We start from the raw sequence: 13,760 nt of genomic DNA, 5'->3' as shown, positions 1-13,760 counted from the left end.
TTAAGCAATGCCGTGAACTGTCGCGTCCAGGCCATACAAGGGGGCTCATGCAGGGTTTGTGCCAGGCCCCTGCGCGACGTGGAATGGCGTCAGGCGTTCAGCAAAATCCGCAGCATGCGACGCAGCGGCTCCGCCGCGCCCCACAACAGCTGGTCACCCACCGTGAATGCGCCCAGATATTGGGGACCCATCGCCAGTTTGCGCAGGCGGCCGACGGGGATGGTGAGGGTCCCCGTGACGGCGACCGGTGTCAAGTCGCGGATGCTGGCCTCGCGCGTGTTGGGCACAACCTTCACCCAGGCGTTGTCGGCGGCGATCATGGCCTCGATCTCGGCCAGCGGGACGTCCCGCGTGAGTTTGAGGCTGAGCGCCTGGCTGTGACAGCGCATCGCCCCGATGCGCACGCACAGGCCGTCGACCGGAATGGCCGGGGCGGACGGACCGCCGCGCCCCAGAATCTTGTTGGTTTCGGCGCCGGCCTTCCATTCCTCGCGCGACACGCCGCCTCCAAGGTCCTTGTCGATCCAGGGGATCAGGCTGCCCCCCAGCGGCACTTCGAAATTGCGCGTTTCGTCGGCGCTCAGGCTCCGCTGCTTGCCGATCACGCCGCGGTCGATGTCCAGGATGGCCGAGGCGGGATCGGCGAGAAGCGCGCCGACCTCGGCATGAAGGGTGCCGAACTGCGTGAGCAACTCGCGCATGTGCTGGGCGCCGCCGCCGGATGCCGCCTGGTAGGTCATGCTGGTCATCCACTCCACCAGGCCGGCCTTGAACAGGGCGCCCACGCCCATCAGCATGCAGCTGACGGTGCAGTTGCCGCCGATCCAGTTTCGTCCGCCCTTGTCGATCGCCGCGTCGATGACCGGCCGGTTGATCGGATCGAGGATGATGACGCAGTCGTCGCGCATGCGCAGGGTGGATGCGGCGTCGATCCAGTGACCTGTCCAACCGGTGGCGCGCAGGGTGTCGAACACAGCGGTGGTGTAGTCGCCACCCTGGGCGGTGACGATGATGTCGCACGAACGCAGCGCGTCGATGTCGTGCGCGTCGAGCAGCGGGTTGCTTGACTTCGCCCATGCGGGAGCCTGACCGCCCGCGTTGCTTGTCGAGAAGAACACCGGGTCGATGCAATCGAAATCGCCCTCTTCGCGCATGCGCTGCATCAGCACGGAACCCACCATGCCGCGCCACCCCACAAGCCCCACTCGTCTGTTTGCCATCTGATCCGTCTCGTCTTGAATTGCTTTCGTCCGCGCGGCCTCAGCCCAGCGCGGCAACCACGGCATCGCCCATCTGCACGCAGCCGACCCGGCGCGACCCCGGCTCGGCGATGTCGGCCGTGCGCAGTCCCTGGCGCAACACCGCCTGCACCGCCTGCTCGATGCGCACAGCCATCTCGGGCTGCGCCAGCGAATAGCGCAGCATCATCGCCGCGCTGAGAATGGTGGCCAGCGGATTGGCCATGCCCTTGCCGGCGATGTCGGGGGCCGAGCCGTGCGAAGGCTCGTACAAGCCCCGTTTGTCCGCGTTCAGGGAGGCCGACGGCAGCATCCCGATGCTGCCCGTGAGCATGGCGGCCTCGTCGCTCAGGATATCGCCGAACATATTCCCGGTGACGATGACGTCGAACTTCTTGGGCGCGCGCACCAACTGCATGGCGGCGTTGTCCACGTACATATGTTCGAGCTCGATATCCTGGTACTGCGCATGCACCTCCGTCACCACGTCCCTCCAGAACTGGAAGGTTTCCAGCACGTTGGCCTTGTCGACGCTCGTGACCTTGCCCGCATGCCCTGCAGCCTTGCGGGTGCGCGCGGCTTGAAAGGCGACATGGGCGATGCGTTCGATTTCCGGGCGGCTGTAGCGCATGGTGTCGAAAGCCTCGGGCTGGCCGGCGAAGGCGCCGTCGGGCGCGCTGCGGCGCCCGCGCGGCTGGCCGAAATAGATGTCGCCGGTGAGTTCGCGCACGATCAGGATGTCCAACCCGGCCACGACCTCGGGCTTGAGGCTGGAGGCGCTGGCCAGTTCGGCGTACAGCGCGGCGGGGCGCAGATTGGCGAACAAGCCCAGGCTCTTGCGCAAGCCCAGGATGGCCTGTTCGGGACGCAGGGCGCGCTCCAAGGCGTCGTAGCGCGGATCGCCCACCGCGCCGAACAACACCGCATCGGCCTGCTTGGCCAGGGCCAGCGTGGCCTCGGGCAAGGGGTGGCCGTGCTTGGCGTATGCGATTCCCCCGACATCGGCGAATTCGAGCTCGAACCGCACCTGGTGCGACTCCAGCCGGCGCAGCACCTTCACGGCCTCGGCCATGATCTCGGGACCGATGCCGTCACCCGGCAGAACAGCGATTTTCATGAATGATGGGATGTTGGAGGTTCAGAGGATGCGGTGCGCCAGCCATGGCATGCGCGCTAGTCGCTCGGCTTCGAAGGCGCGAATCTTGTCCGATTTCTGCAGGGTCAGGCCGATTTCGTCCAGGCCGCCCACCAGGCAATCCTTGCGGAAAGCGGTGATCTCGAACGGCAGTTCGGTGCCGTCGGGCTTGATTACGCGCTGCCGCGGCAGATCGACCGTGAGCTGATAGCCGACGAAGGCATAGACCTCGTCGAACAACTTGGAGACTTCGGACTCGGGCAGCACGATCGGGAGCAACCCGGTTTTGAAACTGTTATTGAAAAAAATATCGGCGAAGCTCGGTGCGATGACGGCGCGGACGCCATATTGCTCGATGGCCCAAGGCGCGTGCTCGCGCGAGGAACCGCAACCGAAGTTCTTGCGCGCCAGCATGATGCTGGCGCCTTGATAACGCGGCTGGTTGAGCACGAAATCCGGATTGGGCTTGCGCGTGGCCGGATCCTGGCCCGGCTCGCCGTGGTCGAGATAACGCCACTCGTCAAACAAGTTCGGCCCGAAGCCCGAGCGCCGGATGGACTTGAGAAACTGCTTGGGAATGATGGCGTCCGTATCGACGTTTTCGCGATCGATGGGAACCACCAGGCCCTGGTGAATGGTGAAAGCTTGCATGAGGAGCTCGAAAGTGTGAACGGGAACTAGCGTCGCGCGACGCTAGGCCTCAAAGACTGCGGACATCGACGAAATGCCCCGCGACCGCGGCAGCGGCAGCCATGGCCGGGCTCACCAGGTGCGTTCGCCCACCCTGTCCTTGCCGTCCCTCGAAATTGCGGTTGGACGTCGACGCGCAGCGCTCACCCGGCTCCAGGCGGTCGGCGTTCATCGCCAGGCACATGGAACAGCCCGGCTCGCGCCACTCGAAGCCGGCGGCCCTGAAAATCTTGTCAAGCCCTTCGCGTTCGGCCTGGGCCTTGACCAGGCCGGAGCCCGGAACCGCGAGCGCCAGCCTGATGTTGGGCGCGATGCGCTTGCCGGCGAGCACACGGGCAGCGTCGCGCAGATCTTCGATGCGGGAGTTGGTGCACGAGCCGATGAACACCTTGTCGACAAAGATGTCGGCCAGCGGCTTGTTCGGCTCCAGCCCCATGTATTGCAACGCGCGCTCCATCGCGGAGCGGCGCACCGGATCCTTTTCCTTGTCGGGGTCAGGCACGCGTTCGTCGATGGCCGCCACCATTTCGGGCGAGGTCCCCCAGGTGACCTGCGGACGGATCCGGCTGGCGTCGAGATCGACCACGGCGTCGAACACGGCGCCGGGATCCGAGTGCAGCGTGCGCCAGTAGGCGGACGCCTGCTCCCACTCCACATCGGTCGGCGCAAACGGACGGCCCTTGATATAGCGCAGCGTGGTTTCGTCGACCGCCACCAAACCGGCGCGCGCGCCGGCTTCGATGGCCATATTGCAAAGGGTCATGCGCCCTTCCATGCTCAGCCCGCGCACCACGGGGCCGCCGAACTCGATGGTGTAGCCCGTCCCGCCCGCGGTCCCGATGGCGCCGATCACGGCCAGCGCGAGGTCCTTGGCCGTGCAGCCCACGGGGAGTTGGCCGCCGACGCGCACGAGCATGTTCTTCATCTTGCGCGCCAGCAGCGTTTGCGTGGCCAGCACATGCTCGACCTCACTGGTGCCGATGCCGAAGGCCAGGGCACCGAAGGCGCCGTGGGTGCTGGTGTGGGAATCGCCGCACACCACGGTCATGCCGGGCAGGGTGGCGCCTTGCTCGGGCCCGATGACATGGACGATGCCCTGGCGTCGGTCGTTCATCTTGAACTGGGTGATGCCGTTGGCGTCGCAGTTCCGGTCCAGCGTGTCGACCTGCAGGCGCGACACCGGATCGGCGATGCCCGCGGAGCGGTCGGTGGTCGGCACGTTGTGGTCGGAAACGGCAAGATTGGCGCTGATGCGCCAGATCTTGCGATGCGCCAGCTCGAGGCCCTCGAAAGCCTGCGGACTGGTGACTTCATGCACCAGGTGGCGGTCGATATAGAGCAGCGCGGTGCCGTCGGAATCGACGTCCACCATATGCTCGTCCCAGAGTTTGTCGTAAAGGGTGCGTGCCATCAATGTTCCAGGTGCATGGGGCCGTTTGGTGCCCGCTTCTTGTGCAGAACCTGCAATTTTAAGGCGAGCGGCGAGAAAAAACCCGGCCTCGGCCGGGTTACCGTACCGCAACGCCAGACTGATCAGGCGCGCTGGGCGATGGGCACGACATTGCGCTGGACTGCACCCGTGAAGAGCTGGCGCGGGCGGCCGATCTTGTACTCGGGGTCGGAGATCATCTCGTTGAGCTGGGCGATCCAGCCCACGGTGCGCGCCAGGGCAAAGATGGCGGTGAAGAGCGACACCGGCACGCCGATGGCCTTCTGCACGATCCCGGAATAGAAGTCGACGTTGGGGTAGAGCTTGCGCTGGATGAAATAGTCGTCTTCGAGCGCGATCTTCTCCAGGGTCATGGCCAGCTTGAACAGCGGATCATCGTGCAGGCCGAGGGCGTCGAGCACCTCGTGGCAGGTTTCGCGCATCAGCTTGGCCCGCGGGTCGTAATTCTTGTAGACGCGATGGCCAAAACCCATCAGGCGCACCGACGAATTCTTGTCCTTCACCTGGTTGATGAATTCGCCGATCTTGGCCACACCGCCCTGCGCCTGGATGTCGTAGAGCATGTTCAGGCTGGCTTCGTTGGCGCCGCCATGTGCCGGCCCCCACAGACAGGCCACGCCCGCAGCGATGGCGGCGAACGGGTTGGTGCCGGACGAGGCGCACAGGCGCACGGTCGACGTCGACGCGTTCTGCTCGTGGTCGGCATGCAGGATGAGAATGCGGTCGAGCGCGCGCTCGATCACCGGGTTGGGTTCGTATTCGTCGCAAGGCGTGGCCCACATCATGCGCATCAGATTGCCGGTATAGCTCAGCTTGTTCTGCGGATACATGAAGGGCTGGCCCATGTTGTACTTGTAGGCCATGGCCACCAGCGTCGGCATCTTGGCGATCAGGCGCACCGCGGAAATATCGCGCTGCCCCGCGTCGTGCAGATTGATCGAGTCCGGGTAGAACGCCGACATGGCCCCAACCAGCCCGGTGAGAACCGCCATCGGATGCGCATCGCGACGAAAGCCTCGAAGGAAGAACTGCATCTGCTCGTGCACCATGGTGTGCTGGGTGACACGCGCGGTGAAAGCCTTCTTCTGCTCCACGCTGGGCAGCTCGCCATAGAGAATCAGATAACAGGTCTCCATGTAATCGCAGTGCACCGCCAGTTGCTCGATGGGGTAGCCGCGATAAAGCAGCTCGCCTTTGTCGCCATCGATGTACGTGATCGCCGAACTGCACGACGCCGTGGACAGGAAACCCGGGTCGTAGGTGAATTTGCCGGTCTGCGCGTAGAGCTTGCGAATGTCGATGACGTCCGGACCCAGAGAGCCCTGGTGGATGGGCAACTCGATACTGGGCGATCCGTCGGAGAAGGACAGCGTGGCTTTGACGTCAGAGGGGGTCATGGTGCAGCTCCGGATGGTTGGAAGGGACATCGTCTCGGGGCTGCAATAGCCCCTTGGCAGTGCATGGCGTGAGCAAAACAAGCGAGTCTTAAGCCGTCCTGAGCAGGCGCAGCACACGAATCCGATCGGCGTTGCAGGGATCGGGCGGCAACGCGGCCTGGCCGAGAACGAGCTCGAGCAACGTGTTGTCGTCGAGCTCGAGCAGGGACTGCAAGGCATGCCAGTCCCGCGCGCTCAACGATTGCGCATGGCGTTCGAAAAAACGGCCGAGGATCAGATCGTTCTCCAGCAGGCCACGGCGCGCGCGCCAGCGCATCCGGCGCAGCTCGGCGGCGTCGGGAACGCGGGCTTCGGGGCTGGCGTCCTGCAGCATGACTCAGATCGCTCTGCGCAACATCAGATCCTTGATATTGCCGATGGCCTTGGTCGGGTTGAGGCCCTTGGGGCAGACATCGACGCAGTTCATGATGGTGTGGCAGCGGAACAAGCGATAGGGGTCTTCCAGATCGTCGAGGCGGGCATTGGTGGCCTCGTCGCGACTGTCGGCAATGAAGCGGTAGGCCTGCAAAAGGCCCGCCGGGCCGACGAATTTGTCCGGGTTCCACCAGAAGCTCGGGCAGGACGTCGAGCAACTGGCGCAAAGAATGCACTCGTACAACCCATCGAGCACTTCACGCTGCTCGGGACTTTGCAGGCGCTCCTTCTCGGGTGGCGGCGTGTCGTTGATCAAGTAGGGCTTGATCGAGTGATATTGGTTGAAGAACTGCGTCATGTCCACGATCAGATCGCGGATCACCGGCAGCCCCGGCAGTGGTTTGAGGACCACCGGCTCTTTCAAGCTGAGCAGGTTGGTGGTGCAACTCAGACCGTTCTTGCCGTTGATGTTCATGCCGTCGGAACCGCACACACCCTCGCGGCACGATCGGCGAAAGGCGACGGTCTCGTCCACGTCGGCCTTGATGCGCATGAGCGCGTCGAGCAGCATCTTGTCGTTGTGCTGCAGCTCGACCTCGTAGTCCTGCATGTAGGGCTTGGCGTCCTTGTCCGGGTCGTAGCGGTAGATGGAAAACTTCATCTTGCGGGTCATGGGAGTCTCCGGCGGCGGCGATTAGAAGGTGCGCGCCTTGGGTTTGAAGGTGTCCACGGACAGCGGCTTCATCTGCACCGGGCGATAGGCGAGGCGGTTGTCTTCGCTGAACCACAGGCTGTGCTTGAGCCAGTTCACGTCGTCCCGATCGGGATGGTCGCGATGCGAATGGGCGCCCCGGCTTTCCTGCCTGGCCTCGGCCGAAATGATGGTGGCGCGCGCCGTTTCGATCAGGTTTTCCACTTCCAGGGCCTCGACCCGTGCGGTGTTGAACACCGTGGATTTGTCCTTGAGGTGGATGTGCTGAACGCGCTGCTCGATTTGCGCGATGGCGTCCACCCCGGCGCGCAACAGCTCCGAAGTGCGGAACACGCCGCAATGCGTCTGCATGGTCGTGCGTATGGCGTTCGCCACGTCCTGGATCGATTCGCCCGACTTGGATGCATCCAGTCGCGCCAGGCGGGCCAGGGCGAGATCCGCCGCATCGGCCGGCAGGGGTTTGTGGCTGCGCTTGAGCAGATCGCTCGAGGCGATGTGCCTGCCCGCGGCACGGCCGAACACCACCAGATCGAGCAGAGAGTTGGTCCCCAGGCGGTTCGCGCCGTGCACGCTGACGCAGGAGCATTCGCCGATCGCGTACAAACCGCCAACCACCTGGTCGCCGCCGTCCGCCCCCACCGTCAGAACCTGGCTGTGGATGTTGGCCGGGATGCCGCCCATCTGGTAGTGGATGGTGGGCACCACGGGGATGGGCTCCTTGGTGCAATCGACGTTGGCGAACTTCTGGGCGATTTCGGCAATCGACGGCAGGCGCTTGTGGATGGTCTCGGCGCCGAGGTGGTCGAGCTTGAGCAACACATGGTCCTTGTGCGGACCGCAGCCGCGCCCTTCCTTGATTTCCTGGTCCATTGAACGCGAGACGAAATCGCGCGGGGCCAGATCCTTCAGCGTGGGCGCGTAGCGCTCCATGAAGCGCTCGCCGTTGGCGTTGAGCAAGATGCCGCCTTCGCCGCGCACACCCTCGGTGATGAGCACGCCCGCGCCCGCCACGCCGGTGGGGTGGAATTGCCAGAATTCCATGTCCTGCAGCGGAATGCCGGCGCGTGCGGCCATGCCCAGGCCGTCGCCGGTATTGATGTAGGCATTCGTCGACGCGGCGAAAATGCGCCCTGCTCCGCCGGTCGCCAGCACGGTGGCCTTGGCTTCCAGGATGGTGACCTCGCCGGTCTCCATCTCCATCGCCACGACGCCGAGAACGTCGCCTTCGGCGTCGCGGATCAGGTCGAGCGCCATCCACTCGACGAAAAAGTGGGTGCGCGCGGCCACGTTCTGCTGGTACAGGGTGTGCAGCAGGGCGTGGCCGGTGCGGTCGGCGGCGGCGCATGCGCGCTGCACCGGCTTCTCGCCAAGGTTCGCGGTGTGCCCCCCGAAGGGGCGCTGGTAGATCGTGCCGTCGGGGTTTCGATCGAACGGCATGCCCATGTGCTCGAGCTCGTACACGGCGCTCGGCGCCTCGCGGCACATGAACTCGATGGCGTCCTGGTCGCCGAGGTAGTCGGACCCCTTGACCGTGTCGAACATATGCCAGTACCAGCTGTCCTCGCTCATATTGCCGAGCGAGGCGCTGATGCCCCCCTGCGCTGCGACCGTGTGCGAGCGCGTGGGAAAAACCTTAGACAGCACCGCGACGTCCAGCCCATCGCGGGCGAGCTGCAGCGCGCAGCGCATGCCGGAACCACCGGCGCCCACGATGACCACGTCGAATTTGCGTTGATTGACTTGCACGGCTTACGCCCTCCACAGGACTTGCACGGCCCAGCCGGCGCAAGCCACGAGCCAGACGATGGTCAGCACCTGCAGCGACAGGCGCAGCCACACGGGCTTGATGTAATCCATCCAGATGTCGCGCATGCCCACCCACACGTGGTAGAGCAAGGCGACAACGGCGACAAAGCTCAGCAGCTTCATCCACTGCGCGGCGTACAAAGCCTGCCAGCGCGCATAACTCAACGGCTCGGGCCAGACGAAATAGCCCAGCAACACGAGAACGTAGACGGCCAGCACGACGGCGGTGACGCGCTGGGCCAGCCAGTCGCGAAAACCGTAATGCGCGCCCACCACGAGGCGGTGTGCGCCAAAATTCGGTGCGCCCATTTCAGGCTCCCCAAAAAATGTGGGCGGCAAAAGCGGCCGTGGCCAACAGCGAGACCACGAACGTGGCCGCCGCCAAGACGCGGCCCTGCTCCTTGCTGACGACCTGGAAAATATCCATCATGAGGTGCCGCACCCCAGCCGTCCAATGATGGGCCAGCGCCCAGAACAGGCCGAGCAGCACCAGCTTGACGGGCCACCACCCCAGAACCTGCCCAAGCTGGGCATAGCTCTGCGGCGAGCGCAGGCTGGCGTCGAAGGCCCATAGAGCAAAGGGCAGAAGCAGGAACATCACGGCCCCGCTGATTCGGTGCAAGATCGAGGCGATGGCCGCCAGAGGCATGCGGTAGCGCACGATCTGGGCGACGTGGATATTGCGGTATTCGGGTCGTTTTCGTGTGTGAACGGTTTGCATCGTTGTTGGACCTCCACCTGACTGTGAAGCGAGTTTATTGCGTCGTCATGGCCTTCATGTCCGCTGTTTGCCGCCGGGTTCAACTCAGCGCGTTGCGGTAGTAGTGATGCGCCGTGGAATACAGGCCGCGCCGCAATTCCACGGGCTGGTCGCCATAGCTGAACGACAGGCGCTCGACCGACAGCAGCGCTTGTCCCGCGGGCACCTTCAGCAGTTCGGCCTCCTGCTCGCCGGCGTTGACGGCGCGAATCTTCTCCTCGGCCCTGACCATGCGCGTGCCGAATTCCGACTCGAACAGGGCGTACAGGGGCCCCTGGTACCGCTCCAGGCGCTCTGCGGTGAGGCCGCGAAACGATGCGCTTTGCAGGTAAATGTCCTCGTACACCACCGGCTCGCCGCCCATGCGCAGGATGCGCCGGATTTCGAGCACCATGTCACCGGGCTTGATGCCCAAAGTCCGCGCCACGTCGGCCGTCGCGCGGATACGGTGGCAGGCGAGGAATTGCCGCTCCATGCGCAGGGTCTGGCCGGGTTCGCCATCGGGCACCAGACGCAGGAAACGGAACTTGACCTGTTCTTCGTGATGCGTGGAAACGAAGGTCCCGCGCCCCTGGCGCCGGATCAGCAGATTCTCGGCCGCCAACTCGTCGATGGCCTTGCGCACGGTGCCCTGGCTGACGCCAAAGCGCACGGCGAGCTCAGCCTCGCTCGGGATGATTTCTCCGGGCTTCCACTCCCCGCTTTGCAAGCCGCGCGTGATCAGCGCCTTGATCTGCTGATACAACGGGCTGAATACAGGCGCCGCGTTGCCCGCCGCCGATCCGGCAGGCTGATGGGAAGGTGGGAGCGGACTGGCCATGCGCTGCATTGCAGCACAGGCTCGGCAGCTTGTCTAGCCTGTCTTAATAGATGTCTTATATATGACATAGGTTCGTTGACGCCGGGGCGCCACGCGCCTAAACTGCTTGATGCGCCGCATCATGACACGGTCTAATGTGCCGGCCGCCATGGAGCGCCATCCACGCTTCATCACGAAAAACGAGCCCCCGACCTTCCATCCGCCCATCCAACGGAGTCCATCATGACCAAAGCCCCCATGCGTGTTGCCGTGACCGGCGCAGCCGGCCAGATCGGCTATGCCTTGCTGTTTCGCATCGCCTCCGGCGAAATGCTGGGCAAGGACCAGCCCGTCATCCTGCAACTGCTGGAAATCCCCGACGAGAAAGCCCAGAAAGCGCTCAAGGGCGTGATGATGGAACTGGAGGACTGCGCCTTCCCGCTGCTGGCCGGCATGAGCGCGCACGGCGACCCGAACACGGCGTTCAAGGACATCGACGCCGCCCTGCTCGTCGGCGCGCGTCCGCGCGGCCCCGGCATGGAACGGCGCGACCTGCTTTCGGCCAATGCGCAGATCTTCACCGCGCAGGGCAAGGCGCTGAACGCCGTGGCCAAGCGCGACGTGCGCGTGCTCGTCGTCGGCAATCCGGCCAACACCAATGCCTATATCGCGATGAAATCGGCCCCCGATCTGCCGAAGAAGAATTTCACCGCCATGCTGCGGCTCGACCACAATCGCGGCCTGTCCCAGATCGCCGCCAAGCTCGGCAAGCCGGTCGCCTCCATCGAGAAATTCTGCGTCTGGGGCAACCATTCGCCGACCATGTATGCCGACTACCGCTTCGCCACCATCGAAGGCAAGTCGGTGAAGGATCTGATCAACGACGACGACTGGAATCGCAACATCTTCCTGCCCACCGTGGGCAAGCGAGGCGCGGCCATCATCGAGGCGCGCGGCCTGAGCTCTGCGGCCTCCGCCGCCAACGCCGCCATCGACCACATGCACGACTGGTTCCTCGGCACCAACGGCCGCTGGGTGACGATGGGCATTCCGTCCGATGGCTCCTACGGCATCCCCGAGGACATCATGTTCGGCGTCCCGGTCACCTGCGACGCCGGCGCCTACAAACGCGTGGAAGGCCTGCCCATCGATGCGTTCTCGCAGCGTTGCATCGACAAGACGCTTGCCGAGCTCATGGAAGAGCAAGACGGCGTGAAGCATCTGCTGTAAGCCCGGCTCGCACCTAGCCAGCACCCATCGGAGGATGACACCGTGACCCCACTCACAGCCGGGCAGCGCTTCCGCGAAGCGCAGCAACAGGAGCGGCCGCTGCAGGTTGCCGGGGCCATCAATGCCCAGCACGCCCTGCTCGCCAAACGAGCCGGGTTTCGCGCCATCTACCTGTCAGGCGGCGGCGTGGCCGCCGGATCGCTGGGCATGCCTGACTTGGGCATCAACACCCTGGACGACGTGCTCACCGACGTGCGGCGCATCACCGACGTGTGCGATCTGCCGCTGCTGGTGGACGCCGACACGGGTCTGGGTCCGAGCGCCTTCAACATCGCCCGCACCGTCAAAAGCCTGATCAAGTTCGGCGCGGCGGCCATGCACATCGAGGACCAGGTCGGCGCCAAGCGCTGCGGCCACCGGCCCGGCAAGGAAATCGTGAGCACCGCCGAAATGGTGGACCGCATCAAGGCGGCGGTGGATGCACGCACCGATGCCGGCTTCGTCGTCATGGCCCGCACCGATGCGCTGGCCGTCGAGGGGCTGGAAGCCGCCATCGAGCGCGCCGTGGCCTGCGTCGAAGCCGGCGCCGACATGATCTTCCCGGAAGCCATGACCGAGTTGACGATGTACCGGCGTTTCGCCGACGCGGTCAAGGTTCCCGTGCTGGCCAATATCACCGAGTTCGGCGCCACGCCCTTGTTCACGACGCATGAATTGCAATCCGCCGGCGTGGGCCTGGCGCTGTACCCTCTATCGGCCTTCCGCGCCATGAACAAGGCGGCCGAGACGGTCTACGACGCCATCCGCAAGGAGGGCACGCAGAAAGGTGTCATCGACATCATGCAGACGCGTGCCGAACTGTATGACGTCATCGGTTATCACGATTACGAACGCCGTCTGGACGCCCTGTTCGCGCAGGAAAGGGCCAAGTAAACCCGGCCGCACCAAACCGAGGAGACAAGCATGAGCGAAGCCCAAACCACCACACCGCCCAAACAGAAGAAGTCCGTCGCGCTCTCCGGCGTCGTCGCCGGCAACACCGCGCTATGCACGGTCGGCCGCACCGGCAACGACCTGCACTACCGCGGTTATGACATTCTCGACATGGCCGATGTGTGCGAGTTCGAGGAGATCGCCCACCTGCTGGTGCATGGCAAGCTGCCCAACAAGGCCGAGCTGGCGGCGTACAAGGCCAAGCTCAGGGCGCTGCGCGGTGTTCCGGTCCAGGTACGCGCCGTCCTGGAAAACCTGCCCGCCTCCAGCCACCCGATGGACGTCATGCGCACCGGCGTTTCGGCGCTGGGCTGCGTGCTGCCGGAGAAGGACGACCACAGCATTCCCGGCGCACGCGACATCGCCGACCGCCTCATGTCCTGCCTGGGTTCCATGCTGCTCTATTGGTATCACTACAGCCACAACGGGCGGCGCATCGAAGTCGAAACGGACGACGAATACATTGCCGGCCATTTCCTGCATCTGCTGCACGGCAAACCGGCGCCGATGCATTGGGTGCGCGCGATGCACACCTCGCTGAATCTCTATGCCGAACACGAGTTCAACGCTTCGACATTCGCCGCGCGCGTGATTGCGGGAACCGGAAGCGATTTCTATTCCTGCATCGCCGGCGCCATCGGCGCCCTGCGCGGCCCCAAGCATGGCGGCGCCAACGAAGCGGCCTTCGACACCCAGAACCGCTATGACAATCCCGACGAGGCCGAGGCCGACATCGTGCGGCGCGTGGCAAACAAGGAAGTCATCATCGGCTTCGGCCATCCGGTCTACACCATCGCCGACCCGCGCAACGAAGTGATCAAAGGCGTGGCCAGGCGGCTGAGCGAGAAGGCGCACGACATGAGGCGATTCAACATCGCCGAACGCCTCGAGGCGGTGATGCGGCGCGAAAAGAACATGTTTCCGAACCTGGATTGGTTCAGCGCCGTGAGCTATTCCCTGATGGGCGTGCCCACTGCGATGTTCACCCCGCTATTCGTGATTTCACGCACCAGTGGCTGGAGTGCACACGTCATCGAGCAGCGTGTGGATAACAAAATCATCCGCCCAAGCGCGAATTACACTGGTCCCGACGACCTGTCATTCACGCCGCTGGAGCAGCGCCCCTGAGCCTGCGA

The 13,760-nt window shown here is 64.4% G+C and carries 14 protein-coding genes; 3 read left to right on the top strand and 11 right to left on the bottom strand.

Going from position 1 to position 13,760, the window contains the following annotated elements:
- Positions 1-89 precede the first annotated feature (89 nt).
- From asd to THIARS_RS08510, 11 genes are all read right to left on the bottom strand, one after another.
- Positions 90-1,220 carry an aspartate-semialdehyde dehydrogenase gene (asd, locus tag THIARS_RS08560; RefSeq protein WP_094160268.1) on the bottom strand — a complete coding sequence of 377 codons (1,131 nt, stop codon included), beginning with the start codon at positions 1,218-1,220 and terminating at the stop codon, positions 90-92.
- Positions 1,221-1,260: 40 nt separating this feature from the next.
- Positions 1,261-2,355: a 3-isopropylmalate dehydrogenase gene (gene leuB / locus THIARS_RS08555; RefSeq protein ID WP_094160266.1), complete on the bottom strand. Its 1,095-nt coding sequence runs from the start codon at positions 2,353-2,355 to the stop codon at positions 1,261-1,263.
- Between the two features lie 21 nt (positions 2,356-2,376).
- On the bottom strand, positions 2,377-3,024 hold the full coding sequence (leuD, locus tag THIARS_RS08550; RefSeq protein ID WP_094160264.1) for a 3-isopropylmalate dehydratase small subunit: 648 nt from the start codon (positions 3,022-3,024) through the stop codon (positions 2,377-2,379).
- Between the two features lie 49 nt (positions 3,025-3,073).
- Positions 3,074-4,474: a 3-isopropylmalate dehydratase large subunit gene (leuC, locus tag THIARS_RS08545; protein WP_094160262.1), complete on the bottom strand. Its 1,401-nt coding sequence runs from the start codon at positions 4,472-4,474 to the stop codon at positions 3,074-3,076.
- A gap of 122 nt (positions 4,475-4,596) precedes the next feature.
- A complete protein-coding gene (gltA, locus tag THIARS_RS08540) occupies positions 4,597-5,910 on the bottom strand; it encodes a citrate synthase (protein WP_094160260.1) in 1,314 nt (437 codons plus the stop codon).
- An 88-nt stretch (positions 5,911-5,998) separates the two neighbouring features.
- A complete protein-coding gene (locus THIARS_RS08535) occupies positions 5,999-6,283 on the bottom strand; it encodes a succinate dehydrogenase assembly factor 2 (protein WP_094160258.1) in 285 nt (94 codons plus the stop codon).
- Between the two features lie 3 nt (positions 6,284-6,286).
- Entirely contained in the window at positions 6,287-6,997 is a 711-nt protein-coding gene (locus THIARS_RS08530; protein WP_094160256.1) for a succinate dehydrogenase iron-sulfur subunit, read from the bottom strand.
- Positions 6,998-7,018: 21 nt separating this feature from the next.
- The gene (gene sdhA / locus THIARS_RS08525) at positions 7,019-8,725 is read right to left on the bottom strand and encodes a succinate dehydrogenase flavoprotein subunit (protein WP_245845813.1); all 1,707 of its coding nucleotides are present in this window, start codon (positions 8,723-8,725) and stop codon (positions 7,019-7,021) included.
- A 60-nt stretch (positions 8,726-8,785) separates the two neighbouring features.
- Positions 8,786-9,151: a succinate dehydrogenase, hydrophobic membrane anchor protein gene (gene sdhD / locus THIARS_RS08520; protein WP_094160252.1), complete on the bottom strand. Its 366-nt coding sequence runs from the start codon at positions 9,149-9,151 to the stop codon at positions 8,786-8,788.
- Position 9,152: 1 nt separating this feature from the next.
- Positions 9,153-9,563, bottom strand: coding sequence for a succinate dehydrogenase, cytochrome b556 subunit (sdhC, locus tag THIARS_RS08515; protein ID WP_094160250.1), 411 nt, complete (start codon positions 9,561-9,563; stop codon positions 9,153-9,155).
- A gap of 79 nt (positions 9,564-9,642) precedes the next feature.
- Positions 9,643-10,422 (bottom strand): GntR family transcriptional regulator, encoded by a 780-nt coding sequence (locus tag THIARS_RS08510; protein WP_186436608.1) that lies wholly within the window; start codon positions 10,420-10,422, stop codon positions 9,643-9,645.
- Between the two features lie 222 nt (positions 10,423-10,644).
- Between THIARS_RS08510 and THIARS_RS08505 the strand changes: the two genes are divergently transcribed.
- From THIARS_RS08505 to prpC, 3 genes are read left to right on the top strand one after another with little or no spacing between them, the layout of a single operon-like run.
- The gene (locus tag THIARS_RS08505) at positions 10,645-11,631 is read left to right on the top strand and encodes a malate dehydrogenase (RefSeq protein WP_094160246.1); all 987 of its coding nucleotides are present in this window, start codon (positions 10,645-10,647) and stop codon (positions 11,629-11,631) included.
- A 42-nt stretch (positions 11,632-11,673) separates the two neighbouring features.
- Positions 11,674-12,564, top strand: coding sequence for a methylisocitrate lyase (prpB, locus tag THIARS_RS08500; protein WP_094160244.1), 891 nt, complete (start codon positions 11,674-11,676; stop codon positions 12,562-12,564).
- A gap of 30 nt (positions 12,565-12,594) precedes the next feature.
- Entirely contained in the window at positions 12,595-13,752 is a 1,158-nt protein-coding gene (prpC, locus tag THIARS_RS08495; protein ID WP_094160242.1) for a bifunctional 2-methylcitrate synthase/citrate synthase, read from the top strand.
- Positions 13,753-13,760 lie beyond the last annotated feature (8 nt).

The sequence above is a fragment of the Thiomonas delicata genome, from assembly GCF_900088825.1.
Taxonomy (GTDB): Bacteria; Pseudomonadota; Gammaproteobacteria; order Burkholderiales; family Burkholderiaceae_C; genus Thiomonas_A; species Thiomonas_A delicata.
The sequence above is the reverse complement of the archived record's forward strand: the minus strand, read 5'-3'. Positions and strand labels throughout refer to the sequence as shown.

Excerpts from the sequence above, each read along its gene's own strand:
- asd (WP_094160268.1), bottom strand. The coding sequence starts at position 1,220 with ATGGCAAACAGACGAGTGGGGCTTGTGGGGTGGCGCGGCATGGTGGGT.
- leuB (WP_094160266.1), bottom strand. The coding sequence starts at position 2,355 with ATGAAAATCGCTGTTCTGCCGGGTGACGGCATCGGTCCCGAGATCATG.
- leuD (WP_094160264.1), bottom strand. The coding sequence starts at position 3,024 with ATGCAAGCTTTCACCATTCACCAGGGCCTGGTGGTTCCCATCGATCGC.
- leuC (WP_094160262.1), bottom strand. The coding sequence starts at position 4,474 with ATGGCACGCACCCTTTACGACAAACTCTGGGACGAGCATATGGTGGAC.
- gltA (WP_094160260.1), bottom strand. The coding sequence starts at position 5,910 with ATGACCCCCTCTGACGTCAAAGCCACGCTGTCCTTCTCCGACGGATCG.
- THIARS_RS08535 (WP_094160258.1), bottom strand. The coding sequence starts at position 6,283 with ATGCTGCAGGACGCCAGCCCCGAAGCCCGCGTTCCCGACGCCGCCGAG.
- THIARS_RS08530 (WP_094160256.1), bottom strand. The coding sequence starts at position 6,997 with ATGACCCGCAAGATGAAGTTTTCCATCTACCGCTACGACCCGGACAAG.
- sdhA (WP_245845813.1), bottom strand. The coding sequence starts at position 8,725 with ATGCGCTGCGCGCTGCAGCTCGCCCGCGATGGGCTGGACGTCGCGGTG.
- sdhD (WP_094160252.1), bottom strand. The coding sequence starts at position 9,151 with ATGGGCGCACCGAATTTTGGCGCACACCGCCTCGTGGTGGGCGCGCAT.
- sdhC (WP_094160250.1), bottom strand. The coding sequence starts at position 9,563 with ATGCAAACCGTTCACACACGAAAACGACCCGAATACCGCAATATCCAC.
- THIARS_RS08510 (WP_186436608.1), bottom strand. The coding sequence starts at position 10,422 with ATGGCCAGTCCGCTCCCACCTTCCCATCAGCCTGCCGGATCGGCGGCG.
- THIARS_RS08505 (WP_094160246.1), top strand. The coding sequence starts at position 10,645 with ATGACCAAAGCCCCCATGCGTGTTGCCGTGACCGGCGCAGCCGGCCAG.
- prpC (WP_094160242.1), top strand. The coding sequence starts at position 12,595 with ATGAGCGAAGCCCAAACCACCACACCGCCCAAACAGAAGAAGTCCGTC.